Annotated in this window: 28 protein-coding genes; 10 read left to right on the top strand and 18 right to left on the bottom strand. The window is 70.7% G+C overall.

Translation table 11 applies throughout. The features are described from left to right. Positions 1-30: 30 nt before the first annotated feature. The 7 genes from AB0M35_RS14185 to AB0M35_RS14155 form a co-directional block, all read right to left on the bottom strand. Complete coding sequence (locus AB0M35_RS14185) at positions 31-861, bottom strand: SDR family NAD(P)-dependent oxidoreductase (RefSeq protein ID WP_363745177.1); 831 nt, start codon at positions 859-861, stop codon at positions 31-33. A gap of 52 nt (positions 862-913) precedes the next feature. After that, positions 914-1537 (bottom strand): NAD(P)H:quinone oxidoreductase, encoded by a 624-nt coding sequence (gene wrbA / locus AB0M35_RS14180; RefSeq protein WP_363745175.1) that lies wholly within the window; start codon positions 1535-1537, stop codon positions 914-916. Between the two features lie 313 nt (positions 1538-1850). Beyond that, a complete protein-coding gene (locus tag AB0M35_RS14175; RefSeq protein ID WP_363745173.1) occupies positions 1851-2321 on the bottom strand; it encodes a MarR family transcriptional regulator in 471 nt (156 codons plus the stop codon). Between the two features lie 86 nt (positions 2322-2407). Then, positions 2408-3040: a hypothetical protein gene (locus AB0M35_RS14170; RefSeq protein WP_363745171.1), complete on the bottom strand. Its 633-nt coding sequence runs from the start codon at positions 3038-3040 to the stop codon at positions 2408-2410. Positions 3041-3049: 9 nt separating this feature from the next. Further along, positions 3050-4429 (bottom strand): IS607 family element RNA-guided endonuclease TnpB, encoded by a 1380-nt coding sequence (tnpB, locus tag AB0M35_RS14165; protein WP_363745169.1) that lies wholly within the window; start codon positions 4427-4429, stop codon positions 3050-3052. Next, positions 4426-5007, bottom strand: coding sequence for an IS607 family transposase (locus AB0M35_RS14160; protein ID WP_363745167.1), 582 nt, complete (start codon positions 5005-5007; stop codon positions 4426-4428). Before AB0M35_RS14160 ends, tnpB begins: the two co-directional genes overlap by 4 nt. 130 nt (positions 5008-5137) lie before the next feature. Further along, entirely contained in the window at positions 5138-5617 is a 480-nt protein-coding gene (locus AB0M35_RS14155) for a GNAT family N-acetyltransferase (RefSeq protein WP_363745165.1), read from the bottom strand. A gap of 179 nt (positions 5618-5796) precedes the next feature. On the opposite strand from AB0M35_RS14155, the gene AB0M35_RS14150 reads away from it, so the two are divergent. The 3 genes from AB0M35_RS14150 (at position 5797) to AB0M35_RS14140 (ending at position 10299) form a co-directional block, all read left to right on the top strand. Continuing rightward, a complete protein-coding gene (locus tag AB0M35_RS14150) occupies positions 5797-8388 on the top strand; it encodes a cation-transporting P-type ATPase (protein ID WP_363745163.1) in 2592 nt (863 codons plus the stop codon). A gap of 19 nt (positions 8389-8407) precedes the next feature. Then, positions 8408-9301 (top strand): universal stress protein, encoded by an 894-nt coding sequence (locus tag AB0M35_RS14145; RefSeq protein ID WP_363745161.1) that lies wholly within the window; start codon positions 8408-8410, stop codon positions 9299-9301. A 158-nt stretch (positions 9302-9459) separates the two neighbouring features. After that, positions 9460-10299 (top strand): universal stress protein, encoded by an 840-nt coding sequence (locus tag AB0M35_RS14140; protein WP_363745159.1) that lies wholly within the window; start codon positions 9460-9462, stop codon positions 10297-10299. Between the two features lie 56 nt (positions 10300-10355). On the opposite strand, the gene AB0M35_RS14135 is transcribed toward AB0M35_RS14140, so the two are convergent. Together AB0M35_RS14135 and AB0M35_RS14130 are read right to left on the bottom strand one after the other, a co-directional pair. Further along, positions 10356-10979 (bottom strand): FMN reductase, encoded by a 624-nt coding sequence (locus AB0M35_RS14135; RefSeq protein ID WP_363745157.1) that lies wholly within the window; start codon positions 10977-10979, stop codon positions 10356-10358. Then, complete coding sequence (locus AB0M35_RS14130; RefSeq protein ID WP_363745155.1) at positions 10976-12091, bottom strand: LLM class flavin-dependent oxidoreductase; 1116 nt, start codon at positions 12089-12091, stop codon at positions 10976-10978. Before AB0M35_RS14130 ends, AB0M35_RS14135 begins: the two co-directional genes overlap by 4 nt. A 208-nt stretch (positions 12092-12299) precedes the next feature. Between AB0M35_RS14130 and AB0M35_RS14125 the strand changes: the two genes are divergently transcribed. Both AB0M35_RS14125 and AB0M35_RS14120 read left to right on the top strand, forming a co-directional pair. After that, positions 12300-12512: a type II toxin-antitoxin system HicB family antitoxin gene (locus tag AB0M35_RS14125; protein WP_102659281.1), complete on the top strand. Its 213-nt coding sequence runs from the start codon at positions 12300-12302 to the stop codon at positions 12510-12512. Continuing rightward, a complete protein-coding gene (locus AB0M35_RS14120) occupies positions 12509-12733 on the top strand; it encodes a type II toxin-antitoxin system HicA family toxin (protein WP_102659282.1) in 225 nt (74 codons plus the stop codon). The genes AB0M35_RS14125 and AB0M35_RS14120 overlap by 4 nt, the downstream gene beginning before the upstream one ends. A gap of 22 nt (positions 12734-12755) precedes the next feature. Here the strand turns inward: AB0M35_RS14120 and AB0M35_RS14115 are convergent, their stop codons facing one another. The 3 genes from AB0M35_RS14115 to AB0M35_RS14105 all read right to left on the bottom strand — a co-directional run bounded on the left by AB0M35_RS14115 (position 12756) and on the right by AB0M35_RS14105 (position 14164). Beyond that, the gene (locus tag AB0M35_RS14115) at positions 12756-13364 is read right to left on the bottom strand and encodes a DNA-3-methyladenine glycosylase (protein WP_363745153.1); all 609 of its coding nucleotides are present in this window, start codon (positions 13362-13364) and stop codon (positions 12756-12758) included. 40 nt (positions 13365-13404) lie between these two features. Next, entirely contained in the window at positions 13405-13605 is a 201-nt protein-coding gene (locus AB0M35_RS14110) for a hypothetical protein (RefSeq protein WP_363745151.1), read from the bottom strand. 76 nt (positions 13606-13681) lie between these two features. Further along, entirely contained in the window at positions 13682-14164 is a 483-nt protein-coding gene (locus AB0M35_RS14105) for a hypothetical protein (protein WP_363745149.1), read from the bottom strand. 534 nt (positions 14165-14698) lie between these two features. Between AB0M35_RS14105 and AB0M35_RS14100 the strand changes: the two genes are divergently transcribed. Beyond that, positions 14699-15955, top strand: a complete 1257-nt coding sequence (locus tag AB0M35_RS14100; RefSeq protein WP_363745147.1) for a transcriptional regulator — start codon at positions 14699-14701, stop codon at positions 15953-15955. Between the two features lie 2 nt (positions 15956-15957). Continuing rightward, positions 15958-16668 carry an SDR family oxidoreductase gene (locus tag AB0M35_RS14095; RefSeq protein WP_363745145.1) on the top strand — a complete coding sequence of 237 codons (711 nt, stop codon included), beginning with the start codon at positions 15958-15960 and terminating at the stop codon, positions 16666-16668. Positions 16669-16679: 11 nt separating this feature from the next. On the opposite strand, the gene AB0M35_RS14090 is transcribed toward AB0M35_RS14095, so the two are convergent. Next, on the bottom strand, positions 16680-17849 hold the full coding sequence (locus AB0M35_RS14090; protein ID WP_363745143.1) for a helix-turn-helix transcriptional regulator: 1170 nt from the start codon (positions 17847-17849) through the stop codon (positions 16680-16682). Between the two features lie 305 nt (positions 17850-18154). Here AB0M35_RS14090 and AB0M35_RS14085 point away from each other — a divergent pair, with 305 nt between their 5' ends. The 3 genes from AB0M35_RS14085 to AB0M35_RS14075 all read left to right on the top strand — a co-directional run bounded on the left by AB0M35_RS14085 (position 18155) and on the right by AB0M35_RS14075 (position 20855). Then, positions 18155-18742, top strand: a complete 588-nt coding sequence (locus AB0M35_RS14085; RefSeq protein WP_363745141.1) for a DUF1152 domain-containing protein — start codon at positions 18155-18157, stop codon at positions 18740-18742. An 870-nt stretch (positions 18743-19612) separates the two neighbouring features. After that, on the top strand, positions 19613-20329 hold the full coding sequence (locus tag AB0M35_RS14080; protein WP_363745139.1) for an alpha/beta hydrolase: 717 nt from the start codon (positions 19613-19615) through the stop codon (positions 20327-20329). 109 nt (positions 20330-20438) lie between these two features. Beyond that, a complete protein-coding gene (locus AB0M35_RS14075) occupies positions 20439-20855 on the top strand; it encodes a DNA-binding protein (RefSeq protein WP_363745137.1) in 417 nt (138 codons plus the stop codon). 138 nt (positions 20856-20993) lie between these two features. On the opposite strand, the gene argH is transcribed toward AB0M35_RS14075, so the two are convergent. Genes argH through argB form a run of 5 tightly spaced genes read right to left on the bottom strand, consistent with a single transcriptional unit; the run spans position 20994 to position 26134 of the window. Next, a complete protein-coding gene (gene argH / locus AB0M35_RS14070; RefSeq protein WP_363745241.1) occupies positions 20994-22457 on the bottom strand; it encodes an argininosuccinate lyase in 1464 nt (487 codons plus the stop codon). A 40-nt stretch (positions 22458-22497) separates the two neighbouring features. Further along, complete coding sequence (locus tag AB0M35_RS14065; RefSeq protein ID WP_363745135.1) at positions 22498-23013, bottom strand: arginine repressor; 516 nt, start codon at positions 23011-23013, stop codon at positions 22498-22500. Positions 23014-23019: 6 nt separating this feature from the next. Further along, positions 23020-23940 (bottom strand): ornithine carbamoyltransferase, encoded by a 921-nt coding sequence (argF, locus tag AB0M35_RS14060; protein WP_363745133.1) that lies wholly within the window; start codon positions 23938-23940, stop codon positions 23020-23022. Then, positions 23937-25202 carry an acetylornithine transaminase gene (locus AB0M35_RS14055; protein ID WP_363745131.1) on the bottom strand — a complete coding sequence of 422 codons (1266 nt, stop codon included), beginning with the start codon at positions 25200-25202 and terminating at the stop codon, positions 23937-23939. Before AB0M35_RS14055 ends, argF begins: the two co-directional genes overlap by 4 nt. Next, on the bottom strand, positions 25199-26134 hold the full coding sequence (argB, locus tag AB0M35_RS14050; protein WP_363745239.1) for an acetylglutamate kinase: 936 nt from the start codon (positions 26132-26134) through the stop codon (positions 25199-25201). Before argB ends, AB0M35_RS14055 begins: the two co-directional genes overlap by 4 nt.

The following is a 26134-nucleotide window of genomic DNA, read 5'->3' as shown; positions in this document are numbered from 1 at the left end:
TCCCTTCTCTCGTATCAGAGGTGCGAGGGCTCATGCGTCGAAGTCGGTGCCGCGGCTGACGGCCTGCCAGGCGGTCCGCTCGTTTTGCGTCTGCTTCGCGGCGGCGTCGAGGGTGTCGAGGGCCACGTTTCCCATCGGCAACCGCAGCGGCGTGTTCTCGGCGGCCAGCGCGGTCAGGATCGCCTCGGCGATCTTCACCGGGTCGCCCGCCTCCTTGCCGCCCGTGTCCTTGATGCGGGCGCGGAACGCGCGCACGGTGTGGTCGTAGTCGGCGATGTGGGCGGACTCGCTGACGGCGGCCCCGGCGAAGTTGGTACGCATGGGCCCTGGCTGGGCGATGAGCACCTTGATGCCGAGTGGGCCGACCTCCTGGGCGAGCGCGTCGGACAGACCCTCCAGCGCGAACTTGCCCGCCGAGTAGGCGGACAACCCGGGTGCCGACACCTGGCCGCCCAGGCTGCTGATCTGGACGATGGCACCGCTGCCCTGCTTGCGCATGTGCGGCAGGACCGACCTGGTGAGCGCTGCGGGGCCGAAGAAGAGCAACTCCATCAGGCTTCGGAACTCGCCATCGGTGGTCTCCTCGACCGCACCGGTGTGGCCCCGCCCCGCGGCGTTGACGAGCACGTCGATGCGACCGTACTGGCCGACGACCTCCTCCGCAGCCTCGGCCACCCGTGCCTGGTCGGTCACGTCGAGTTCCAGGGTGCGGGAGCGGTCCGGATAGGCGTCGACGACCTCCTCGGCCCCCGCTGTCCGGCGATCACTGAGCACCACCGTGTCCCCCACGGCGAGCGCCGCTCGGGCAATCTCTCGACCGAGGCCGGAGCCGGCTCCGGTGACGAGCCAAATGCGTGCCATTACGACTTCCCTTCTGACATCGGCCGCACGATTGCGGTCGGGTGGCGTTCGATCAGGCGGTGCTTCCCGACTTGAGGGCCCGTGCGATACGTACGACACGTTCGGCCTGGTGACGGGCGGAGTTGCGGGTGTCGTCGTCGATCGTGCCGAGGTCCGGGCCGAACACGGCGTGGTGTGAGGTGCCGTACGGGTTGCCGTCGACGAATTTGATCGGGTCGGTGTATCCGGGCGGCACGATGATGCCGCCGAAGTGGTGGATGGTGTTGTACATGGCGAGCAGGGTCGACTCGTGCCCACCGTGGCGGGTGCTGGTCGAGGTGAAGCCGCTGTAGACCTTGTCGGACAACACGCCGGCCAGCCACAGCGGCGACAGGGTGTCGAAGAACTGCTTCATCTGCGCCGCGATGTTCCCGAATCGGGTCGGTGATCCGAGGATGATCGCGTCGGCCCAGGTGAGGTCGTCCGAGCTCGGGACGGGAATGTCCGCGGTGGCCGCGTGGTGGGCGGCCCAGATCGGGTTCGACTCGATCGCGGCCTGCGGTGCCAGTTCGGCCACCTTGCGCACTCGCACCTGCGCGCCGGCGGCCTCCGCCGCTGCCGCCATGGTGTTGGCGATGTTGGTGCCCGTGCCGGTGGACGAGTAGTAGATCAGGGCGAGGTTGACGACGTGGGACATGGTGGGCGCTCTTCTCCTTCGAGGTGCGGGCTTCATGTGCCCGGCTGCGTAAGGGGCGGACCTGCGGGCCAAAGCTAGCCGCATTTTGGTGACGTGTCATCCTTAAGTGTCAGGTGACACATCACCCTTTGAGGAGCCGACAGACAGCTGTGATCGACGCGAACCGTCCAGGCAATCCCCTGAAAAGCGCAGGATCAGCGCACGAGCCGACAGAACGAACGATGATTCGTCACCTAGCGTCAGGGAGTATTGATGGACCCACGCCCCCGCTATGGATGAACCGTCACCGAGCCGGTGCGGGGCGGAAGCTGCCTCAGTCCTCGAAGAGTTCGTTCTCGAGGTTGTCCAGCACCGCTTCCGACACGGCAGCAAGGGTGTCGAGCTGACGAGGACTGAGCACGTCGAGGAAGAGCTGACGCACGTATCGCAGGTGCAGTGGCGTCGCCTTGTCGATCACCGCAAGCCCCTCATCGGTGAGGGCGATACGCGTACCGCGTCGATCCTCGACGCAGCTCTGGCGCTCCACCAGCCCTCGCCGAGTCATGCGCGAGATCTGGTGGACCAGGCGCGTCTTCTCCCACCTGAGGACTTCCCGCAGCTCGATGACGCGCAGCGGACCGTTCGGCGACAGGCGCAAGGCGCTCAGGACGGCGAAATCCGCCAAGGAGATCTCGGCCTCGCGCAGCAGCTGGCGGTTCAGGCGCCGCCGGACGTCCTCCTGCATGGTCAGGAACCCGAACCACGCACGCCGCTCACGGTCATTCAGCCGCTCAGACTCACTCACCCCTAAACGCTACCGCCGGCGGGACGCGCTCGACTGAGCCGAGGAGCTGGCGAGCCAGAGGCAACAAGGCACCGTCCGCACCGCATCTACCGCGGCACCGACTCCTCGACCAGGTCGAGCACGTACGACTGGCCGTGCGGACGGAATCCGATGCGCTGGTAGTAGGGGGCGCGCATGCCCGGCGGGCTGATCACCCGGCGGAAGCCACGGTCGGTGAACAGGCTGCTGCGTCGATAGACGAACTCGCCCGGGGTGAAGTCCCGGAAGGCCGGGGTGACGTAGTCCAGGTCGACCTGGGCCACGCCGTCTCCGGCGTCGTGGGCGAGCACCACACCGACGACCTCGTCGGCGCGGACCACCAGGAAGGCCGAACGACCGGCCACCCGATCGCGGTGGAAGCCCGGGTTGAACCGGGCGATGTCGGCGGCGTGCACCCTCAGCGTGTGCGCCAGGAACGCATCGTCGGCATTCACCTCGACCACCTGGTAGGTCTGCTCGTCGTGCCGGGTGGCGAGCAGTCGCCGCAGATACCAGATGTTGATCACTGCCAGGACGATGTTGAGCCCCACCATCGGCCACACCCGCAGCGCGCCGTTGTAGCCGATGAGCACCAGGCAGCCGATCAGGTTGACCGCCCGTAGCCGCAGGATGCGCGTCTGCAGCAGCGACCAGACCAGCAGCGCGGAGCCGGTCCAGCCGACGAGTTCCAGCCAGTTCACCGTTACCTCTCAGTGCGCTTTAGTGAGCACACGGTTGGTAGTCCTGCCTTGCGGTAGGACGGTCCCGGTCTGACCGGCGGACGCCGTGCCGGGTTGACGTTTCACAGCCACCAGCCCGCGCACGCGGGTCTTCCGGTCGGCTCCACGTCCTGCCACCGGGCCACTCCCGGCGGTGTCCACCTCACGCGCGAGCGCGGCGAGGTTACGCGCGGCGTTGAGGTCCCGGTCAAGGGTCAAGCCGCAGGTGGTGCAGGTGTAGGTGCGCTCGGACAGGGCGAGCTTGGCTTTCACCGTGCCGCAGCCCGAGCAGGTCTTCGAGGATGGATACCAGCGGTCGGCCACCACAAGTCGGCCACCGTTCCATTCGGTCTTGTACGCCAACTGGCGGCGGATCTCCGCGAAACCGGCGTCGGCGATGTGCCGGGCCAGCCTGCGGTTACGCAGCATGCCGGCGACGTTGAGGTCTTCCACCACGACCGTGCCGTGCTCGCGGGCGAGTCTGGTGGTGAGCTTGTGCATGCCGTCGCGGCGTAGGTTCGCCACCCGGGCGTGCGCGCGGCCGAGCCGGGCCGCCGCTCGTTGCCACCGCTTCGACGCGCGGCGGCCGGTGCGTCGGTCTGGGCCGATCTTGCGTGACAGGGATCGGCCCAGCGAGCGCATCCGCTGCTGTGCGTCCGCCAGGTGGCGCGGGTTCGGTACGAGTTCGTCGTTGGTGAGCACCGCGAGGTGTTTGATCCCGACGTCCACTCCGACGACTGATGTCGGCCGGGCGGGGACGCGCTCGGCGCGCTCGACCTCCACGGTGAAGGCGACGTGCCACCGGCTGCCGTCACGCCGCACGGTCGCCGACACGATCCGGGCCGTGCCGTTGTCTAGGCGACGAGCCAGCTTGCGGGAAGACTCGTGCAACTTGAGCCGGCCCAGGCGTGGCAGGACGACGTGCTTGCGGTCGGGCTCGACCCGGATCGCGCCGGTGGTGAACCGCACGGACGGTGTAGCGCGGCGGCGGGACTTGAACCGGGGAAACCCGACTGGCCGCCCGGCCCGCTTCCCGCTGCGGGAGTCCGACCAGTTCTTGAGGGCGCGGGCGAGGGCGTCAAGGCCGGTGTTGAACGCCTCCTTGGAGCATTCCCGCCACCATGGGGCCACCTCGCCCTTCGCGGAGTTCCACGCCCTGCGCAGCGCGGGCAGCGACCACCCCACGGTCGGGGTCAACTCCGCTTCTGTGACGCCGTAGGTGCGTTCGGCCGCGCGCTGATCCATGACCGCCTTCACTCGGGCCAGTGCCCAGTTGTGCGCGACCCGGGCCGCACCCGCGTGCGCCAATACCGCGCGCTCCTGACGGGGGGTCAGGTCCAACGCGAACCGGTACGCCTGGATCGACTTCACGCCGGGCCACTCCCGGTGACGGCTTCGACCGCCCGGCGGGCACGGTTCGCGGCAGCGCGACGGCCGTACAGGCGAGCGCACAACGACGTCAGGATCTCGGTCACGTCGCGGACCAAGTCGTCGTCGACCTCAGCCGGGTCGACCACCAACAGCCGGCGGCCCTGCGCGTTCAGGGCGGCCTCGACGTACTCCGCACCGAATCGGGCGAACCGGTCCCGGTGCTCGACCACGATCGTTGACACCGCCGGGTCGCGCAGCAGCGCAAGGAACCTTTTACGGTGCCCGTTCAACGCGGATCCAACCTCGGTCACCACCCGGTCGACGCCGAGTTCCTGTCCGGTGGCCCATACGGTGATCCGGGCGACCTGCCGGTCCAGGTCGGGTTTCTGGTCCGCTGAGGAAACCCGGGCGTACACCACGGTCTGCCCCGTCTCAGCCGACGTGCCGGTGACCGGCTCACCGACCATGATCAGCCGACCGATCCGGTAAGTGGGAACAGGCAGCCTCCCAGCCGCGTACTGTCGCCGAGCAGTGATGTACGCGATGCCGGTCAACGCCGCCCACTCCTTGAGGTTCACGCGAGCATCATGGCAGCTCAAAGAGCACCATAGATGCCCGACGCGCCAATAGCCAACTACCCCCGGGGGTAGTGCCGCCCAGCCCAGGCCGCCGCCTGGCGGGGGTCGAGCCGATCAACCCGGCGGGGTGTCAGGCCGGCAACTCCAGCAGGTACTCGTCGATCTCCTCGCCCCGACCGGGGGCGTACGCCCGTTCGGTGGACCGGACGACGAACCCGCAGCGGCGCAGCACGGTCAGCGAGCCGACGTTGTCGGTCGCGGTGCGCGCGTACAGCGGGCGACGGGTCACCTCGCGCAGCAGGGCGGCCAGCGCGCGGGTGGCGTACCCGCGACCCCACCGGGCCGGGTCGATCCAGTAGCTGACCTCGGTGCGGCCCTCGGCGGGAAACGCCAGCACGTGCCCGACCACCGCGTCGTCGACGGTCACGGTCCAGGCGAGGTTCCGCGGGTCGGTCAGGATGCGCATCCAGTGCGCGGCGAACGCCCGCGTGTCGGCCGGGTCGGCGGCGCCGAAGGCTGCCATCCGGCTCGCTTCGGGGTCGAGTTGGTGGGCGTAGAACTCCGGCAGGTCGTCCTCGGCGACAGCCCGCAGCCGTAAGTCGTCGCTCATCGCCGATGACGATACGCCGTGCGATGGGCAGGGCCGTTGGTCCCGCGCCGAGCGGGCCGTCGACTCTGCCGCACACCGACGGTGGCACGCCACCCTGGTGGTGCAGGGCAGCCGTCGGGGCACGGCCTCGGGCAGGGGTGAAGCGGTGAGGGGTACGAGGGCGTGGACAGAGGTGCACCGTGAGCACTGACACCGTCACCCGGCCGACAACCGTGAACGGACTCAGCTCCGCCGAGGCCGCCGAACGATTGCGCCTCGACGGGCCGAACGCCGCCGAGGCGCCACCCCGGCGGCACCTGACCGTCCGCGTCCTGCGACAGCTCACCGACCCACTGGTCGCCCTGCTGCTGGCCGCCGCCGTGGTCACCACGGTGCTGCGGGACTACCCCGACACGGCGGTGATCCTGCTCGTCGTCGCGGTCAACACCGTCATCGGTGTGGTTCAGGAGGTACGCGCCGACCGGGCCATCGCCGCGCTCGACCAACTGGCCGCACCGACCGCCCGGGTGGTCCGCGACGGCCGGGACGTGGTGCTGCCCGCCGCCGAACTGGTCCGGGGTGATCTGGTACGTGTCGAGGCCGGCGACGTGGTCCCCGCCGACCTGCTGCTCGACGAGACCAGCCGGCTTCGCCTGGACGAGTCAGCGCTCACCGGCGAGTCACTGCCGGTGGCCCGGGACATCGGCGAGGAGGCCAGCGCCGGCACCGTGGTCACCGTGGGACGGGCCACCGGCACGGTGGTACGCACCGGCACGGCGAGCGCGTTGGGCCGCATCGCCAGCCTGGCGGCCACCACCCGACCCGGCCCCACCCCGCTGCAACGGCGCCTCGCGGCGCTCGGACGGGTTCTCGGCCTGGTGGCCGTGCTGCTGTCCGGGCTGGTCTTCGCGGTCGGCGTACTCGGCGGGCGGCCGCTGGTGGAGATGGCCGTCACGGCGGTGAGCCTGGTGGTGGCCGCGGTACCGGAGTCGCTGCCGGCGGTGGTCACCCTCGCCCTCGCTCTCGGCGCGCGACGGATGGCCGCCGCGCGGGCCATTCCCCGCAGGCTGCACGCGGTGGAGACTCTCGGTTCGGTCACCGTGATCGCCTCGGACAAGACCGGCACCCTCACCGAGGGGCGGATGGCCGTGCAGCACGCCCACACCGCCGACGGCGCCGGCTTCGACGTGACCGGCACCGGATACGCCCCGCACGGTTCAATCCACCGCGACGGCGAGCCCGTCGCGGTGTCCGACGAGCTGCGCCGGCTGGCCCGCGCCGGGCTGCTGTGCAACGACGCGACGCTGACTGCACCCGATGACCGGCGCCCCGAGTGGGGTGCCGTCGGTGACCCGCTGGAGGCGGCCCTGGTGGCGTTCGCGGCCCGGTGCGGCCTCGATCCGCAGACCACCCGCACCGCCTGGCCGCGCGTCGCCGAGCACCCCTTCGACCAGGAGTTGCGCTGGATGACCACCGTGCACCGCTCCTGCGACCGCAGGTATCTGGTGGTGTGCAAGGGTGCACCGGAGAATGTGCTCACCGCGCCGCTGGTCGACGCCGACGCCGACGAACTGGCCGAGCTGACCGCTGCGGCGCAGCGGTTGGCCGGCGCGGGGCTGCGAGTGCTCGCCCTGGCCGCGGCAGTGGTGGACACGGCGCCCGTCGATCCCGCCCATCCGGTCGGGCTGCGTCCGGTGGGACTGGTCGGCGTCGGCGACCCGCTGCGTGGCGGGGCGTCGGAGATCGCCGACAGCTTCACCGAGGCCGGGGTGCGGCTCGTGCTGGTCACCGGGGACCATCCGGCGACCGCGGCGGCCATCGCCGGGCAGCTCGGCGTCTGGGACACCGGTGACCCGGTGGTACGCGGCGACGCCGGTGACCCGGCCGAGGCCGACCCGGCGGCCCGGGTGTTCGCCCGTACCCGCCCTGAGCAGAAGCTCGACATCATCGCCGCGATGCAGGCACGCGGGCACGTGGTGGCGATGACCGGCGACGGGGTCAACGACGCACCGGCGCTGCGTCGGGCCGACATCGGCGTGGCCATGGGCGGCGGCACCGAGGTGGCGCGGCAGGCGGCCGACCTGGTGCTGGTCGACGACGACCTGTCGACCGTGGCGACCGCGATCGGCGAGGGACGGCGGATCTACGACAACATCCGGCGATTCCTGCGCTACGCCCTCTCCGGTGGCGTGGCCGAGATCGTGGTGATGCTGCTCGGTCCGCTGTTCGGGTTGGCCGTGCCGTTGCTGCCGGCGCAGATCCTCTGGATCAACCTGCTCACCCACGGCCTGCCGGGTGTCGCGCTGGGCGCCGAACCGGCGGAACCCGGGACGCTGCGCCGGGCACCGCGTTCACCGCAGGAATCGGTGCTCGGGGCGGGGCTGGGCCGACACATCCTGGTCGCCGGTGCGTTGATCTCGGCAGTGACGCTCGGCGCGGGCGTACTCGCCGCCCACTGGGACCGGCCCTGGCAGTCGGTGGTCTTCGTGGTGCTGGGTCTGGCCCAGCTCGGGGTCGCGTTGGCGGTCCGCGCGCCGCGCCCGCCCGGTGGACGGCGCGGCAACCCGGCGCTGCCGCTGGCGGTGGCAGTCTCCGCGCTGTTGCAGGTCGCCGGGGTGCTGGTGGCACCGCTGCGGGAACTGCTCGGCACCGAAGCGCTGGGTGCGGTGGACCTGCTCGCCTGCGCCGCGGTGAGCGTCCTGCCCGGCCTGGTACTCCGGCTGACGATGGTGACCCGTCGTCGGAAGGCGGGGTCGGTGACCGTGACCCCGCCGAATGGGTCAGGCTGGTAGTGAGCCGAAGGAGGACTCGATGAGCAGCAACAACGCCCCCGTCGTGGTGGGTGTGGACGGTTCCGAGATGGCCCTGCACGCGGTGCGGGCCGCTGCCCGGGAGGCCGCGTACCGGCAGCTACCACTGCGGGTCGTACACGCGTTCATCTGGCCGTTGATGCGGGTGCCGCTGGGCCCCGCGCCGGGCGCGCCGGCCGACGCCGGTCTGCGTAACCAGGCCGAGCAGTTCGTGGCCGAGGCGGTGGCCGAGGCCACCAAGATCGCCCCGGAGGTGGCGGTCACCGGCGCGGTGGTGCACGGGGCGGCGCCGGCGGTCATGCTCGCCGAGGCCGACAACGCCGCGTTGCTGGTGCTCGGCAGCCGGGGCCTGGGCGGTTTCGCCGGGCTGCTGCTCGGCTCGGTGGCCGTACAGCTCAGTGCCCGGGCCGCCTGCCCGGTGCTGGTGGTCCGGGGTGAGCAGCGCGCGGACGGGCCGGTGGTCGTCGGCGTCGACGGCTCCCCCGCATCCGATCAGGCGGTCGGCTTCGCGTTCGAGGAGGCGGCCCGACGCGGCACCGAACTGGTCGCCGTGCACTCCTGGCTCTACCCGGCCCCGGCCGGTCCGGGTGACATCCTGCCGCTGGTCTACGACCTGGACGCCTTCCGGGAGCAGGAGGAAAGCGTCCTCGCCGAGGCCGTGGCCGGCTGGGCCGAGCGTTACCCGCAGGTGCCGGTGCGGCAGCTGCTGGTCCGGGGCTCCCCCGCCCGGGCACTGGTGGAACAGTCCCGTGGGGCCCAACTGGTGGTCGTCGGCGCGCGAGGGCGTGGGGCGCTGGCCGGTTTGCTGCTCGGCTCGGTCAGCCACGCGGTACTGCACCACGCGGAAGCACCGGTGGTGGTCGTCCGGGAGCCGCGTACCGTCAAGGGATCTTGATTCGGTGGGTCGCGCCGCTCCCCCGGCGCGACCTGCCACGGTGGCGGGCCGGTGCGGCCCGCCCGGCCGCCGGTGGGCCGGCCCCGCAACGGGTGTGTCGGGGGCCGGTCTGCCGGTCGGCGACGTTCGACAATGACGTGACGACGTCTGGAGGCATCATGAACCGACCTGTGGTGGTGGGTGTGGACGGATCACCGCCGAGCCTGGTCGCCGCGGAGCACGCGGCCCAGGAAGCGGTGTGGCGGTCCCGCCCGCTGCACCTGGTGCACGGCTACCTGCATCCGCTCGGCTACGGGGTGCCGATCAACCCGTACGAGGTGGGTCTGCCGGCGCCCACGGAGGACGGCCGCAAGATGCTCGAACAGACCGCGACCGAGCTGGTCGACCGGTGGCCGTCGCTGACCGTCGAGGTGCGTCAGGTGGCCGGCGGACCGGGCGCCACCCTGGTCGAGGAGTCGCGTCGGGCCGACCTGGTCGTGGTGGGCAGCCGGGGCCTGGGCGGTTTCGCGGGCCTGCTGCTCGGCTCGGTCGGCACCCAGGTCGCCGCGCACGGGCACTGCCCGGTGCTGGTGGTCCGGCCACCGGACCGGCCGCTGCCGACCGACGGGCCGGTGCTCGTCGGGGTCGACGGTTCCGAGTCGGCGGAACTCGCCGTCGGCCACGGCGCCGAGGAGGCCGTCCGGCGCGGTGGCCCGCTGGTGTTGGTGCATGTCTCCGGGGAGCGGGACGTCGACGGTGAGCACCTGTTGGCCACGGCTGCCGCGGCCACCCGGGGCAGCCACCCCGGCCTGACCGTCGAGGAGCGGGTGATCACCGGCCGCAAGCCCGACGAGGCGCTGATCGAGGCCTCCGAACAGGCGGCGCTGGTGGTGGTCGGGTCCCGGGGCCGGGGCGGTTTCGCCGGCCTGCTGCTCGGCTCGGTCAGCCAGGCGCTGGTGCACCACGCCCGCTGCCCGGTGCTCGTCGCCCACCCGCACTCGCCCGAACACGCCGCCTGATCAGCAGTCGCCCCCGCGCCACGGCGTGTGGTGCGGGGGCGACGCGTCCCTGCCTGTCAGGCGTCCCCGCCGCGCAGCAACTGTTCGAAGTCGGTGGTCAACGCGAACGGGTCGGCCGGGCCGGTCGACGGGATGCTGCGGTGCACCTGGGCGGCCAGTTCACCGGCGGCCCGCGCGATCCGGGTTCGCAGCGCGCCCTGCGCCGTACCGCCGGACCAGTCCTCGGGGGCCGCGTAGACGGCGGTCGGCAGCACCACTGCCCGCAGGTAGGTGAACATCGGCCGGATCGAGTGGTCCAGGGCCAGCGAGTGCCGGGCGGTGCCGCCGGTGGCGCCGATCAGCACCGGCCGTCCGCCGATGGCGTCGGCGTCGACCAGGTCGAAGAACGACTTGAACAGTCCGCTGTACGAGGCGTTGAAGATCGGGGTGACGGCGATCAACGCGTCCGCGCCGGTGACCTGCTCCAGCACCTGCCGCAGCGGCTCCGACGGGAAGCCGGTGAGCAGGTGGTTGACGATGTCGTGGGCGTGCTCACGCAGCTCGATCGGGTGCAGCGTGACCTGTTCGCCGTGCCCGGTCAGCTCGTCGCGGGTGGCGGCGGCGAGCTGGTCGGCGAGCAGCCGGGTGGACGAGGGCTGGCTGAGCCCGGCCGAGACCACGGCGAGGGTACGCACGGTCACCGGCCGGCCTCCGTCCCCGCGCTCTGGTCGGTGTCGGCCTGCTCGGCGGCGGCGCGTAGCGAGGCGTGCGTGGGTGCCAGCGGCACGTGCGCCGGGCGCAGCGACTCGAACTCCTTGCGCAGCACCGGTACGACCTCCTCGCCGAGCAGGTCGAGCTGCTCCAGCACGGTCTTCAGCGGCAGTCCGGCGTGGTCGACGAGGAACAGTTGCCGCTGGTAGTCGCCGACGTAGTCACGGAAGCCGAGGGTCCGGTCGATGACCTGCTGCGGGCTGCCCACGGTCAGCGGGGTCTGCGCGGTGAACTCCTCCAGCGACGGACCGTGCCCGTAGACCGGGGCGTTGTCGAAGTAGGGGCGGAACTCGCGTACCGCGTCCTGGGAGTTCTTGCGCATGAACACCTGGCCGCCGAGGCCGACGATGGCCTGGTCGGCGGAGCCGTGGCCGTAGTGCTCGAAGCGCTGCCGGTACAGGCCCACCATCCGGCGGGTGTGCTCGGCGGGCCAGAAGATGTGGTTGGCGAAGAAGCCGTCACCGTAGTAGGCGGCCTGCTCGGCGATCTCCGGGCTGCGGATCGAGCCGTGCCAGACGAACGGCGGTACGCCGTCGAGCGGACGGGGGGTCGAGGTGAACGACTGCAACGGGGTACGGAACTTGCCCCGCCAGTCGACCACGTCCTCCCGCCAGAGCCGGCGCAGCAGGTCGTAGTTCTCGATGGCCAGCGGGATGCCGTTGCGGATGTCCTGCCCGAACCAGGGGTAGACCGGGCCGGTGTTGCCGCGCCCCATCATCAGGTCGACCCGACCGTCGGCCAGGTGCTGCAACATCGCGTAGTCCTCGGCGATCTTCACCGGGTCGTTGGTGGTGATCAGCGTGGTCGCGGTGGACAGCAGCAGCCGCTCGGTACGGGCGGCGATCCAACCCAGCATGGTGGTGGGCGACGAGGGCACGAACGGCGGGTTGTGGTGTTCGCCGGTGGCGAAGACGTCGAGGCCGACCTCCTCGGCCTTGAGCGCGATGGTGACCATCGCCTTGATGCGCTCACGCTCGGTCGGCTCCCGCCCGTTTGTCGGGTCGACGGTGACGTCACCGACGGTGAAGACTCCGAACTGCATGATGCGCTCCTCGTGTCGTCCGACCGGGACAGGTGGCCCCGGCACCCCCGACAACATATTTGACGAGTCAACTATTCCGCGACCCGGGCTCCCCTCATGTCCCCCGACACACCGCCGCTACTCTCCCGCCCACCCCCGGCGCGCACGGGCACGTCGCAAGCCTCGGCTCGTAGGATGAGGGCGACCTGCCAGATTCAGGAGGATCTTGATGGTTCGGACGTTCACGGCTGCCGTCCACCAGGAAGAGGACTGGTACGTCGCTCGATGCTTGGAGCTGGACGTAGCCAGTCAGGGCGAGACGCTCGACGAAGCCCTGACCAACCTGCGGGAAGCAGTCGAGGTCTATCTCGAAGAGGTCTCCCAACCCGCCATCGAGGCCACGCCGTTGGTGACGTCCTTCCAGGTCGGAAGGGCCGCATGAGCCCGGCTCTGGCCGACCTTCCGCTCCGGAAGTTACTCGCGGCGCTCACCAAGGCCGGGTTCGATCACGTGCGTACGAAAGGCAGCCACGCGGTCTACCGCAACCCTTCCGGAAGGGTAGTGATCGTTCCCCAGCACAACACCATCAAGCGGGGAACCCTCGCGTCCATTCTCCGCCAGGCCGGGTTGACGCCAGGCGAGTTCCAACAACTGCTCGACTGATCCGGAGCCTCGACGAGCAGCGTCAGCTTCGCCGTCTCCGTGGGACATGGCGGCGGTAGGGGCTGACGGTCGGGTCGCCGGTCATCCAGAAGCGCCAGGGCACGTCGTGGGCGGCGGCCACGCCGACGCGCGGGCCGGCGGAGACGGCCGACGGCGCGACCGGCCGGGTCGGCGGAGTCAGCAGCAGCGGCCCGGTCCCGTCCAGCATGCTGGTGCCGTTGGCCGCCGCCGTGACACCCAGCGCCATCACCAGCCGGGCCGGTCCACGGGCCAGGTCCCGGTCGGGCACCCCGGCGCGCCGCTCGCGGGCCAGATCCAGCCCGTCGACCACCTCGCCCGCGCGCAACAGCACCGCCGCCGCTTCCCCCTCCGCGCCGCAGACGAGATTCAGACACCAGTGCATACCGAAGACGAAGTACGTGTAGGCGTAGCCCGCCGGACCGAACATGACCTTCGTACGGGGCGTCGGACCCCGATGGGCGTGCGAGGCCGGATCCTCGCCGGTGCCCGCGTACGCCTCGACCTCGGTCAGCCTGATCCGGACGCCGTTGGCCGCCACCTCCCAGCCGAGCAGCGACCGCGCGGTCTGCGCGACATCGGCGGCGGGGGCGCTCAACCAGGGGTGGTTCACCCGTCCAGGTAACCCGGTCCCACCCCCGACCGGCAACCACTCACCTACCTGCGGGATCGTGCCAGCGCAGCTGCTTGATCGTGTTGAGCACATCGCGGGCGGCGGCAGCCACCGCGCAGCCTGCGGTACGGCAGACCGGGCAGGTGCCGCCGGGTGTCGGATGGTGCTCGCGCAGGGTCCGGCGGGCGGTGAGGGCGAGCCGGTTGAGGATCTGGGCCAGCGACAGGAACGGTGCCGTCATGCCGGCGAAACCTCGCTGGCCGATGGGCGATGCCGTACCTCGGCCGGTGCGGTGCGCTCGGCGGCCAGCATCATGCTCACCCCCGCTGATCGGCGTGTGGATACACCCGTGTCCCACTACCAGCAGTGAGCAGTAGTGCCGAGCGGTCAGAACGGTCGTCGGGCATCGCGGTCAGTACGACGCGGATCGGCCCGGCAGGCTCACCGTCGAACGTGACCATGACCGCCGTGCCCGCAGCGAGATGAACAGTGGGTGTCACGTCCGTACAGTCACTCAACGACGTCATCGGTGCAGGGACCGCCTCCGCCTTCCGAGCCGGAGAGGGCACTGTCTGCACGGCCTCGGCCGGTCGTCCCGAGCCGTAGATGACATACAGCCCGAGCGAGGCATCGTTGTCCACGCCGAAGACGGCGCGGAGCCCCGCCCGGATGTGCGCCGCTGGCCAGCGGGACTCACCGCGCTCCAGCTTGCCGACGTACCTGCTGTCCAGGTACGTGCGTCGTCTCTGGTGCTCCCAGATCCACGCGTTGACCGCCTCGGCAACCTCCTGCCGTGACATCACCCGCCCCGATCCTGTCGGTGACCGCATGGCCAGCCGTGCGCGCCGCAGCACGTCGTTCGGACTGCGTGGAGCCCTCACCTGAGCGCCCGAGGTGCCGTTAACCATCAGTACCTCCCGGTATTCAGCATTCGCCGGGCCATGGGATGTCCTCCCTGGTGAGTCGGCCGGCACGGCTTGTCGGCACCGTGCGTACGACGTTCGAGTCACCGATCGAGGTGGAAGACTGACCTTGGCCCGTGCAGGGCCGCAGCCTCACGCACTTTTGGTGATCTCTCCGTCACGCGATCCGGCAACCACAGCCAACCGGGCATCGACGCGGTTGAACAGGTCCGCGGCGTAGTCTCGCTGTTGTCTCTCGCCGGATCTCCGTCGTTGATCTTCAACGGACGCGCGGGCGCGCATTACAGTGCTTACGCATCGAGGAGGTCAGCGATGGCGTCGCAGCTACCGGCATCTGACCGGGACCGGCTCATCCACCCGCTCAGCGTCGTGCGCGCTGCGAGAGGTTGGACGTACCAGGACGTGGTCGGCGTGATCGCGAAGCGCAGCCGGAACATGGCCGCCCGAAGGGAGAAGGCATGGCGGTGGGAGCACTGGGGTGTGGTCCCGGACATCGAAAGTCAGCTCGCTCTCGCCGCCGAACTCGACGTTCCGCAAGATCGCGTCCGCGAGGCACCATGGCCCCACTGGCTCCCCGACGGTGACGCGATTCCGACCTCGTTCGGATGGACTCAGCCGGGTGGACTACAGGCACTCGTCAACGCATTGGAGTACGCGCACGTGGACCGCCGTGCCTTCATGAAGATCACAGGCGTGCCGCTGGCCGGCATCGCCGAAGCGTGGCTGACCATCGAACCCCAAGAGCTCGCCGCCGTCCTGCGAGGCGATCAGGTCACCACCGACCTGGTCGAACGGATGGAGGAGGGCCTCCCGCGGCTGCGGTTCCTGGAAGCAACCCGAGGCGGTGACCGAGCCAGGACCCTCATCCATGCCGAACTCGGCATGGTGGTGGATGTCCTCGACCGATCCGCCTACACGGCCCCAGTGGGTCAGCGACTGTACGCATTGGCGGCAGAACTCGGCCGAATGGCCGGCTGGGCGTCGTTCGACGCTGGCCTGCACGCGGCGGCGCAGCGCTACTGGCTCGCCGCGCTACACGCCGCACACGCCGCCGATGACCGCCTGCTGGGAGCCAACATCCTCAAATCGATGAGCCTGCAGTGCTACGACTTCGACCGCCCGCGAGAAGCGTTGGAGCTGGCCCGCAGCGCCCACGAAGGCGCCAAAGGGGCCACCCCCCGCGCCGCCGCGATGCTGGCACTACGGGAGGCCAGGGCTCACGCAGCAATCGGCGACGCCGCAGCCTGCGAACGCCTCCTCAAACAGGCCGACGTCGAATTCGACCGCGTCACGTCGACCGACACGGAGCCCGCCTTTCTCGGGTACTTTGACGAATCCGAGTTCAACGCCCAGGTCGGGACCTGCTACCTGGATCTGGGCCGACCGAGAGAAGCCGATGCGTACCTCAGCCGTACGCTGCGGCTGGTCCCAGCCACCAAGGTACGGGACCGGGCCACGTACGTGATCCGTCGCGCATCGGCACAAGTGCAGCTCGGGGACGCCGACCACGCCGCGTCGCTCGTCGCGGAGGCGATACCGCTGATCCGTGAGGCGCCTTCGGAACGGAACATGCGCCGCGTCGTTCGAGCACGGCAACGACTCCCGTTCGCCAAGACCGACCCGCGCGCTCGCGCACTCGACGACCAGCTCGCCACCCTGGGGGCCTGAGCATGGCTGACGACGACATCAAGGTCGCCGTGGTGACCGGCGCCAACCGTGGGCTCGGCGCAGCCATCGCCCGGAAGCTGGCCGAGCAAGGCTTGCACGTGGTGCTAGCTGGCCGGAACGAGTATTCCGTCGAACGCGTGGTGTCCGAACTACTGAAGGACGGGCTAGCCGCCAGCAGCCACCAGCTCGATGTCAACGACCCGGCCAGCGTGGCCCGCGCCTTCGCCGACACCGCCAAGCAGCACGGCCGGTTGGACGTGCTGGTGAACAACGCCGGCATCGCGATCGACCGAGGCCAGCTAGCGGCGAGCCCCGACTTCGAGCGAATCCGCAGCGCCCTGGACACCAACCTGCTGGGCGCCTGGCGCTGCTGCGCCGCCGCCATACCGGAGATGAAGAAGAACGACTACGGCCGCATCGTCAACATCACCAGCCACCTCGCCTCGCTCGCCACCATGGGCGACACCAACGTCTCCTACCGGGTGTCCAAAGCGGCCCTCAACGCGCTGACCCGGGTCCTCGCAGCCGAACTTGCCGGCACCGGCATCCTGGTCAACGCCTGCTCACCCGGACGCATGAACACCCGCATGGCGTACGGCGAGACCGACCGTACGCCGGAGGAAGGCGCCGAAACACCCGTGTGGCTCGCCACCCTGCCACCAGACGGACCTACCGGCGGCCTGTTCGCCAACCGCAAGCCGATCGACTGGTAGAAGACACCTAGCTAGCGCGTCTCGGGTCGGTACGCCTCGTACACCTCGCGGAAGGCCGCCGCCTCCGCCGTCCCGATCAGCTCGACCCGACGGAGCACCTCCCGTGCCCGCCACCAATTCGACGACGCCACCCGCCCCGACCGGACCGCGTCGGCGGCGACCGCGCTGGCCTCGTCCGGTTGGTCGGCAGCCAACAACGCCATGGCGAGATCCAGCCGAGCGGACGCGGAGCGGCGTGGTCGCTGCCCACCGTCGCCACGCGGATCCAACTCCGCCAGCGCGGTCCGCGCGATCTGCTCGGCAGCCGGGTCATCCGCCCACGCCAGCGTCGTTGCCGTGTATGCCAAAGCCTTCGTCGGGTCGTACCGATAGTGGTGCTCGGCCCGTTCCGGCACCGGCAGATTGACCGTCAACCGCTCCAGCCGATCCAACGCGTCACGCGTCTGCCGCACATCGGTCAGTCGCGCCCAGACCCTCGCCTCCTGCGCGGTCGCCTGAATGTGCGCCGAACTGCCTCGGGGGGCCATCCGCTGGGCCTGCTGCGAGAGTTCCAGAGCGCGTCGGTAGTCGCCTCGGGTGAGCCAGTCCCACGCCTGCGTCTCCAGGCACCACGCCTGGATCTCCGGGTGCTCACCATGCTCCGCGAGCGCCATGGCGATGTTTAGATGCGCGCCCGCCGCAGACCGTTGCAAGAGATCGATGTGCACGGTCGCCCGCAACACCGTCAACCAACCACCGGCAACGACGAGCCGCCGCCGCTGCGCGAACGTTCCACGGCCATCGAGCAGCCGCCCCACATAGGCCAGTTGCCGCCGCACCATCGGCAGCAGATCAATCGGCCGGGTAGTCGCGTACGCGCTCGCCAGATCGTCCACACTCGCCTCGACCCGCGCGAGCGTCTCGGCGCTGACATCGCTGGCCCGCACCCGGGCCAGCAACTCGTCGGCCTCCGCGCCGTGGTCGACCGGCTGGTCGACCAGACAAGCGAGTGTGCCGCCCGCCCGCAGTACCTCATCGAGGTGTCTGGCCGTCTCGGGCGTGGGTGCCTTCGCACCGGTCTCCAAGTCGTGCAGGTGACTCTTGCCGCGATGAGCCAGCTGACCGAGCGCACGCAGGGACAACCCATGCTTGCTCCGGAGAGCGCGCAGTTGGGCACCGAAACGCGGATCAACGTGCGACACGGCTACGCTCCCCCCGATGGCAGGCCGGACCGGCGGGCCACTGCTACGGACGGTACATCGACCACATGCACCAGCGTTACCGACATGGCGCGCAAGAGCATCTCCGGCGCGGACGTGACCCACGCCTGCGATCGCCGACGTTGGTGCCGCTACGAGATCGATGCTTAGGTCCACCACCCCCTGGGCATCCGAACTGATCGCCCACAACCGAAGCTCGAAACACGGCCCTGCCGGATAGCCAGTCGCCGGTACCACCCCAACCCGACGCTGGCGCGGGCGGCATCCTGTGGCACCGCGGCACACAGGTGCACCTGGCCAGCCTGTCCTTCTCCCAACTCGTGCACGCCTTTGCGCCGCTCGGCGTCCAGCCGTTGCGGGCGGCGTACCGGTATCTGGTCGACCACCTCGACATCGATGCGGTGGTGCTGGTCGATGGCGGCACCGATGTCCTGCTGCGCGGCGACGAGGCCGATCTCGGCACCCCGGTGGAGGACATCACGAGTCTGGCCGCCGTGGCCGCGCTCGACGTGCCGGTCAAGCTGGTGACCAGTCTCGGCTTCGGCATCGACGCCTACGACGGCGTCAACCAGGTACAGGTGCTGGAGAGCCTCGCCGCCCGATGCCTGTACCTCGACCGCATCGAGAACACCATCGGCAGGCGGCAGGTCATCACACGCATCCAAACCTTCCGCGACGAACTCCTCAGCGCGCGCGTCCCCCGCGCATTTCCCACTGAACGCCCCGCCGGCGGCAGATCCCCGTGGGGCCATGTCAGAGATTGTCGATATATATCTGCACTGCGTCGTGCGGTGTCGCCGGTGGTAGCGCCGTTGCCGGTTCGGCTTCGGTGTACAGCCATATTCGGTGCGGTCTCCAGTGCAGGATTCCGCTGATGTCGCGGCTGCCGGAGTAGCTGCCCTGTTCGGGTTGCAGCGGCCATCCGCGCTCGCGTAAGTGGGCGACGACCCGGGTCACGGTCGTTTCCCGACTGGCACCGTCGGTAGCCGTCACCACGAACTCGGCCGTGCAGTTGCCGCTGCTACCGCCAGAGGCACACGTGTCAGCCGAGACCAGGCGCAGCGACGTCGGCAGCGGAAGGATCTCATCGTCGCCAACGGATTTCCGGAACCTGCCGTCACCGTCGATCTGGGCGATACCGAGCCCACCACCGCACAGCAGCACCACGCCGGCCAGCGGCACCACCGAGGCGAACCACCGAACCGTCAGCCAGTTCCACTCCACCATCGAGGCATGCCAGAGGCGGTCGACGACCAACGCTGCCAGGCACACCGCACCGACCAGCAACCACACCACGAACCAGTCAAGCCACGGCGCTACCGCCAGGCCGCGAGGCCACTGCGAGACGACGAACACCGCAGCCAGCACGACGATGAACCCGACACCGACAACCAGACCCACCCCACGGCCGCCGCGGGTGCCCCACGCCCACGCACTGACCACGATCACGCCGAAGACCGCCGCCACCACCGCCGGCCAGCGCACACCCTGCCAGTACGGCAACACCACCAGTCCTGCACTGCCCGCGCTCAGCCACCACCGCCAGCCATCACGAGCCCCCATCGCCACATCTGGATCATAAGATCACCCGGGCTAGACACCGCTACGACTGGCTGATCGCCCGCGTTCAGCCCGGCCGGACCGTCCGCCGAGTCGACCACGAGGTTTCACGCCGACCTGGCGGGTAATCGCGGGTGACCGGCGCCGCCGGCGGTGAACAGGTATCGGAGTGAGGGAGCGTGCGCATGTCCGATCAGCAGCCCACCGTCATTCTCGTGCACGGAGCGTTCGCCGAGTCGGCAAGCTGGAACGGTGTGATCGACCGGCTGGGTGCCGGTTACCACGTGGTCGCGCTCGCCAACCCGCTGCGGAGCCTTCCCGGTGACGCCGCGTACCTGGGGGACGTGATGCGGTGGGTGGGTGGCCCGGTCGTGCTCGTCGGCCATTCGTACGGCGGCATGGTGACCACGCAGGCGGCGGCCGACAATCCGTCGGTGCGGGCCCTCGTCTACGTCAACTCGTTCGCGCCGGACACCGGTGAGTCGGCGCTGTCGTTGTCCGGGCAGTTCCCCGGCAGCACCCTCGCCGGCACGCTGGTGCAGTATCCGGTGTCGACCGGCGGCAACGAGGTGGCGATCGGCCAGGAGGCTTACCACAAGCAGTTCGCCGCGGACGCGCCCGCCGACCTCGCCTCACTGATGGCCCGGACCCAGCGGCCGGTCACCGAGCAGGCCCTCAACGACGGCCTCGTCGGCGACCCCGCCTGGCGGTCGCTGCCCAGCTGGTTCATCTTCGGCGACGCCGACATGAACATCCCGGTCGCCGCGCACCGGTTCATGGCGGAGCGGGCCAACCCGCGGGGTCAGCGCGAGATCGAGGGCGGCTCGCACGCGATGGCTGTGGCCCGGCCGGGTGAGGTCGCGGAGACCATCATCGAGGCGGTCCGAGGCGTGGGCGGCTGATGTTCCGGCTCAGTCGCCACCTGATACGCCGGTCCGTGGCGCACCAGGTTCAGGTTCAACACTTCAACGATTCGTTGACAACACTTCGTTGAAGTGTTGAACTGGGCGGATGACCGACTCCGACACCAGGTCCGAGGATCGAGCACACCACCGCTACGCCGCGCTGCAACGACTCACCGAGCGGCACGCCGCCACCGAACAGCAGCGGCGACGGCACACCAACCCGTACGCCGCCGACCCCTACGAGGCGATCGCCGTACTCCTGGCACTGGCCGCCGGGGCAGCCGAGCCGGAACCGGGCGAGGAGCCGGTGGACGAGGCGGACCTGCTCGCCGCGCTGGCCCTCTTCCCGCACCTGCGCGCGGAGATCGACACCATGGAGGCGGGCCTGTTCCAGCTGGCCCGCAGCCGTGGCCTGACCTGGCAGACGATCGGCCAAGGGCTCGGCCTGGGCAGCGCCCAGGCCGCCAAACAACGCCACGACCGCCTCACCGCCCGCACCCCGCAAACCCGAACCGCCCCCTGAACCACCTTGCCCCCAGGGACCGCAAGGCCCTCGTCGATACATCGGGCAGCAAGTTCGGGGAAGATGCGGTCTCAATGGAGCTGGAAGCAGCATCTTCCCCGAAGTTGCAGGCACCGCACGCAGGAGCGAGGGCTCCGGTCAGCGGGGGACGACGGTTTCGGCGGACCATTCGCGCCAGGTGGCGAGGTGGTCGGCGGCGGCGGCGAGTTGGTCGGCGACCGGGCCGGGGCCGGTGGAGCCGGGGGTGATCCGGGCCGCCAGCGCCGAGCGAACCGAGAGGACGTCGCGTACGGACGGGTCGAGGTGTTCGCTGACGGTGGCCAGGTCGGCGTCGGAGACCTCGTCCAGGGCGCAGTCCCGGGCGGCACAGAGCGCCACCAGCTTGCCGGTGATCTCGTGGGCGTCACGGAACGGCACGCCCTTGCGGACCAGCCAGTCGGCCACCTCGGTGGCCAGCGAGAAGCCCACCGGTGCGGCAGCGACCAGGCGGTCGACGCGTACCGTCATGGTGGAGATCATCCCGGCGAGGGCCGGCAGCAGCAGTTCCAGGGTGTCGACCGCGTCGAAGGCCGGCTCCTTGTCCTCCTGCATGTCCCGGTCGTAGGTCATGGGCAGGCCCTTGAGCATGGTCAGTACGGCGACCAGCCCGCCGACGAGCCGGCCGGACTTGCCCCGGGCCAGCTCGGCGATGTCCGCGTTCTTCTTCTGCGGCATGATCGACGAGCCGGTGGCGAAGGCGTCGTCCAGCTCGACCCAGCCGAACTCCTGCGACGTCCAGAGCACCACCTCCTCGCCGAGGCGGGACAGGTGCACGCCGATCATCGCGGTGATGAAGAGGAACTCGGCGACGAAGTCCCGGTCGGCGACCGCGTCCATCGAGTTGGCGAACGAGGTGCGGAAGCCCAGTTCCTTGGAGACCGCCACCGGGTCCAGCGGCAGCCCCGACCCGGCGAGCGCTCCGGCGCCGAGCGGGCTGACGGCGGCCCGGTGGTCCCAGTCGCGCAGCCGATCCAGGTCGCGCAGCAGCGGCTGGACGTGCGCCAGCAGCCAGTGACCGAAGGTGACCGGCTGGGCGTGCTGGAGGTGGGTCATGCCGGGGGCGGCGGTGTCGACGTGCCGCTCGGCCTGCTCGACCAGCGCCTCGGCCAGCTCGACCAGTCGGGCGGCCACGCCACGGGCGTGGTCACGCAGGTAGAGCCGCAGGTCGGTGGCGACCTGGTCGTTGCGGGACCGCCCGGCGCGCAGCTTGCCGCCGAGGCTGCCGAGACGTTCCAACAGGCCGCGTTCCAGTGCGGTGTGCACGTCCTCGTCGTCGACGGTCGGCCGGAAGGCGCCGGAGGCGCAGGCGGCCTCCAGGTCGTCCAGGGCGGCGAGGATGCGGCCCAGTTCCTCCGGGTCGAGCAGGCCGGCGCCGGCCAGCACCCGGGCGTGGGCCCGGGAACCGGCGATGTCGTACGGGGCCAGTCGCCAGTCGAACTGGACGCTCACCGACAGCCGGGCGAGCGCTTCCGACGGGCCGCCGGCGAACCGGCCACCCCACAGGCTCGTCCGGTTGGCTGCGGTGCTGTTCTCGGTCAGGCTCTTGTCGTCCACCCCGCCCATTCTGGTGGTCACGATCGCACCCGACCCAACTGGGCTTCGATCATGGCGTAGCGCTCCCTTCGGGGTTGTCCTCACGGCGGGCCCAGCCGGCGAGGCGTTCGCCGAGCGCGGCCCCACCGTCGCTCTCGCGGGCGACGACGAGGATGGTGTCGTCGCCGGCGATGGTGCCGACGACCTCCGGCAGGCCCGCCCGGTCCAACGCGCTGGCCAGGTACTGAGCTGCGCCCGGTGGGGTGCGCAGGACGGCGATGTTGCCGCTGGAGTCCACCTCGTTGAGCAGCTCGCGCAGCAGCCGTACCAGCCGGGCCGGGGCCGCCTCCGCATCGCGCAACGGGCGGTGCCCGTCTTCGGGGATGACGTACACGGCTCGGCCGTCACCGCCGCGGGCGGTGACCGCGCCGAGTTCCTTCAGGTCCCGGGAGAGGGTGGCCTGGGTGACCTGGACCCCCTCGTCGCCGAGCAGTTCGGCGAGTTCGGTCTGCGACCGGATCGCCTTGTCACGGATCAGCTCGACGATTCGGGCATGTCGGGCGGCACGGGTCAGGGGTGCGGTCATAGGGTCTTACCCTGCCAGCAGGAAGGTCAGCAGTGCCTTCTGGGCGTGCAGCCGATTCTCCGCCTGGTCGAACACCGCGCTCTGCGGGCCGTCGAGCACCTCGTCGGTGATCTCCTCGCCCCGGTGCGCGGGCAGGCAGTGCAGCACGATCGCCTCCGGCGCCGCCTGAGCGAGCAGCGTCTTGTTGACCTGGTAGGGCAGGAACGGGGTGATCCGGTCCAACCCGTCGCTCTCCTGTCCCATCGAGGTCCAGGTGTCGGTGGCGACCACGTCGGCGTCGCGGACCGCGGCCACCGGGTCGGTGAGCACCTGCACCGAGCCACCGGTGCCGGCGGCGATCTCCTGCGCCCGGGCGACCACCTCGGCGGCGGGCTGGAAGCCGGCCGGTCCGGCGACCCGCACGTGCATCCCGGCGGTCACCCCGGCCAGCAGGTACGAGTGGGCCATGTTGTTCGCCGCGTCGCCGACGTAGGTCAGGGTCCGTCCGGCGGTGCCGCCGCACCGCTCCCGCACGGTGAGCAGGTCGGCCAGCAGTTGGCAGGGGTGGAAGCCGTCGGTCAGCGCGTTGACCACCGGCACGGACGCCCCGGCGGCCACCTCGGCGATCCGGTCGTCGCCGTGGGTACGCAGCACGATCGCGGCCACGTACCGGGACAGCACCCGGCCGGCGTCGCTCAGGGCCTCACCCCGACCGAAGTGGGTGACCTGGGTGTCCACCACGAGGGGGTGGCCGCCGAGTTCGGCGATGCCGACGTCGAAGGAGATCCGGGTACGCAGGCTCTGCTTGTCGAACAGCACGGCCACCGCCCGGGGCCCGGCCAGCGGGGTGTGCGCGAAGCGGTCGGCCTTCATCCGGGCCGCCAGGTCGAGCACGGCGGACTGCTCGGCGGGGGTGAGGTCGTCGTCGCGCAGGAAGTGCCGGGTCATGCGGGGGCCTCCGTCGGTGTCGGGTCCGCGTCGGTCGGGGTGGTTTGTACGGCGATCGGTCCGCGCGGGTGCTGGTCCGTGGCTCCGGGCGCCACGGACGCGGCGGCGGTCAGCGCGGTGGGCAGGGCGGCCAGGAAGGCGTCCGCCTGCGCGGCGGTGAGGATCAGCGGCGGGGCGAGCCGGAGCACGTCCGGCTGCACCGGGTTGACCAGGAAGCCGGCCGTACGCAGGGCCGTGGCGGCGGCGGGCGCCACCGGCGCGATCAGCGTCACGCCGAGCAGCAACCCGGCGCCCCGGACTCCGCCGACCAGCGGATGCCCGAGCGCCTCGATGCCCCGGCGGAGCCGTTCGCCGACCCGCTTGACGTGGTCGAGCAGCCCTTCGTGGGCGATGGTGGAGATCACCGCGAGGGCGGCGGCGCAGCTGATCGGGTTACCGCCGAAGGTGGTGCCGTGCGAGCCGGGGGCCAGCAGGTCGGCGGCCGGGCCGAAGGCGAGGGTGGCGCCGATGGGCAGCCCACCGCCGAGCCCCTTGGCCAGGGTCACCACATCCGGTTCGACGCCGTCGGCCTGGTGGGCGAACCAGTGTCCGGTGCGCCCGATCCCGGTCTGCACCTCGTCGAGTACCAGCAGGGCGCCGTGCCGGGTGGTGATCCGCCGCGCGGCGGCGAGGTAGCCGGCGGGCGGGACGACCACGCCGTTCTCGCCCTGGATCGGCTCCAGGATCACCATGGCGGTGGCGTCGGTGACCGCCGCCTCCAGCGCGGCCACGTCGCCGTACGGGACGTGGGTGACCTCGCCGGGCAGCGGGCGGAACGGGTCGGCCTTGGCGGGCTGGCCGGTCAGTGCGAGGGCTCCCATGGTGCGGCCGTGGAAGCCACCCACGGTGGCCACCACGTGGGTGCGGCCGGTGCGCCGGGACAGTTTGAACGCCGCCTCGTTGGCTTCCGCGCCGGAGTTGGCGAAGAAGACCCGGCCGGGTCGGCCGGCGAGGGCCAGCAGCAACTCGGCCAGGGCCACCGGAGGCTCGGAGATGAACAGATTCGACACGTGTCCGAGGGTGGCGACCTGCTTGGACACGGCGGCCACCACCGCCGGATGGGCGTGCCCGAGGGAGTTGACGGCGATGCCGCCGAGCAGGTCGACGTACTCCCGGCCGGTGTCGTCGACCACGACGGCGCCGGAGCCGGAGACGAGGGCCAACGGTGGAGTGCCGTAGTTGTCCATCATGGACTGACGCCACCGGTCGCTGAGGGCGGTCATGACGCCACCGAGCCTTCCTGGTTCGCGGGGCCGGCAACCTCGCTGGGCGCGCTCACGACCATGGTTCCGAAGCCTTCCGAGGTGAATACTTCCAGCAGAGTGGAGTGGGCGACCCGGCCGTCCACCACGTGCGCGGCCGGCACGCCGCCGCTGACCGCCCGCAGACAGGCTTCCATCTTGGGCACCATGCCCGACTCCAGTGACGGCAGCAGCTTCGCCAGGTCGTCGGTGGTGATCTCGCTGATCAGGCTGGAGGTGTCCGGCCAGTTGGCGTAGAGACCGGGCACGTCGGTGAGTACGACCAGCTTGCGGGCCTGCAACGCGACCGCGAGCGCGGCGGCGGCGGTGTCGGCGTTGAGGTTGTGCAGCACCCCGTCGACGTCCGGCGCGACGGTGGAGATCACCGGGATGCGGCCGGCCGCGATCAGATCCGCCACCGCGGAGATGTTCACCGACTCGACGTCGCCGACCTGCCCGACGTCGACCGGTTCCCCGTCGACGTACGCCGGGCGGCGTACCGCGGTGAACAGGCCGGCGTCCTCACCGGAGAGGCCGACCGCGAACGGGCCGTGGGAGTTGATCAGCCCGACCAGTTCCCGCCCGACCTGGCCGACCAGCACCATCCGGACCACGTCCATCGCCTCCGGCGTGGTCACCCGCAGGCCGCCCCGGAACTCGCTGTCGATGCCGAGCCGGCCGAGCATCGCCGAGATCTGCGGTCCGCCGCCGTGCACCACGACCGGCTTCAGGCCGACGTGGCGCAGGAACACCATGTCGGCGGCGAAGGCCCGCTGCAACTCCGGATCGATCATGGCGTTGCCGCCGTACTTGACGACCACGGTGGCACCGGAGAGCCGCTCCAGCCAGGGCAGCGCCTCGATCAGCGTGGCCGCCTTGGCCTGCGCGCGGGTCAGGTCCGAGTTCAGGTTCAT

The organism is Micromonospora sp. NPDC051196 (genome assembly GCF_040682415.1).
Lineage (GTDB): Bacteria > Actinomycetota > Actinomycetes > Mycobacteriales > Micromonosporaceae > Micromonospora.
Note: the sequence above shows the minus strand (reverse complement) of the source record. Positions and strands in the feature narration are given on the sequence as shown.

Bases quoted from the DNA above. Each gene is read 5' to 3' on its own strand.
- AB0M35_RS14110 (WP_363745151.1), bottom strand. From the start codon at position 13,605: ATGACGGCACCGTTCCTGTCGCTGGCCCAGATCCTCAACCGGCTCGCC.
- AB0M35_RS14155 (WP_363745165.1), bottom strand. From the start codon at position 5,617: ATGAGCGACGACTTACGGCTGCGGGCTGTCGCCGAGGACGACCTGCCG.
- AB0M35_RS14145 (WP_363745161.1), top strand. From the start codon at position 8,408: ATGAGCAGCAACAACGCCCCCGTCGTGGTGGGTGTGGACGGTTCCGAG.
- AB0M35_RS14185 (WP_363745177.1), bottom strand. From the start codon at position 861: ATGGCACGCATTTGGCTCGTCACCGGAGCCGGCTCCGGCCTCGGTCGA.
- argB (WP_363745239.1), bottom strand. From the start codon at position 26,134: ATGAACCTGAACTCGGACCTGACCCGCGCGCAGGCCAAGGCGGCCACG.
- AB0M35_RS14055 (WP_363745131.1), bottom strand. From the start codon at position 25,202: ATGACCGCCCTCAGCGACCGGTGGCGTCAGTCCATGATGGACAACTAC.
- AB0M35_RS14095 (WP_363745145.1), top strand. From the start codon at position 15,958: ATGGCTGACGACGACATCAAGGTCGCCGTGGTGACCGGCGCCAACCGT.
- AB0M35_RS14130 (WP_363745155.1), bottom strand. From the start codon at position 12,091: ATGCAGTTCGGAGTCTTCACCGTCGGTGACGTCACCGTCGACCCGACA.
- AB0M35_RS14075 (WP_363745137.1), top strand. From the start codon at position 20,439: ATGACCGACTCCGACACCAGGTCCGAGGATCGAGCACACCACCGCTAC.
- AB0M35_RS14140 (WP_363745159.1), top strand. From the start codon at position 9,460: ATGAACCGACCTGTGGTGGTGGGTGTGGACGGATCACCGCCGAGCCTG.
- AB0M35_RS14125 (WP_102659281.1), top strand. From the start codon at position 12,300: ATGGTTCGGACGTTCACGGCTGCCGTCCACCAGGAAGAGGACTGGTAC.
- argF (WP_363745133.1), bottom strand. From the start codon at position 23,940: ATGACCCGGCACTTCCTGCGCGACGACGACCTCACCCCCGCCGAGCAG.
- AB0M35_RS14065 (WP_363745135.1), bottom strand. From the start codon at position 23,013: ATGACCGCACCCCTGACCCGTGCCGCCCGACATGCCCGAATCGTCGAG.
- AB0M35_RS14080 (WP_363745139.1), top strand. From the start codon at position 19,613: ATGTCCGATCAGCAGCCCACCGTCATTCTCGTGCACGGAGCGTTCGCC.
- AB0M35_RS14120 (WP_102659282.1), top strand. From the start codon at position 12,509: ATGAGCCCGGCTCTGGCCGACCTTCCGCTCCGGAAGTTACTCGCGGCG.
- AB0M35_RS14105 (WP_363745149.1), bottom strand. From the start codon at position 14,164: ATGTCACGGCAGGAGGTTGCCGAGGCGGTCAACGCGTGGATCTGGGAG.
- wrbA (WP_363745175.1), bottom strand. From the start codon at position 1,537: ATGTCCCACGTCGTCAACCTCGCCCTGATCTACTACTCGTCCACCGGC.
- argH (WP_363745241.1), bottom strand. From the start codon at position 22,457: ATGGGCGGGGTGGACGACAAGAGCCTGACCGAGAACAGCACCGCAGCC.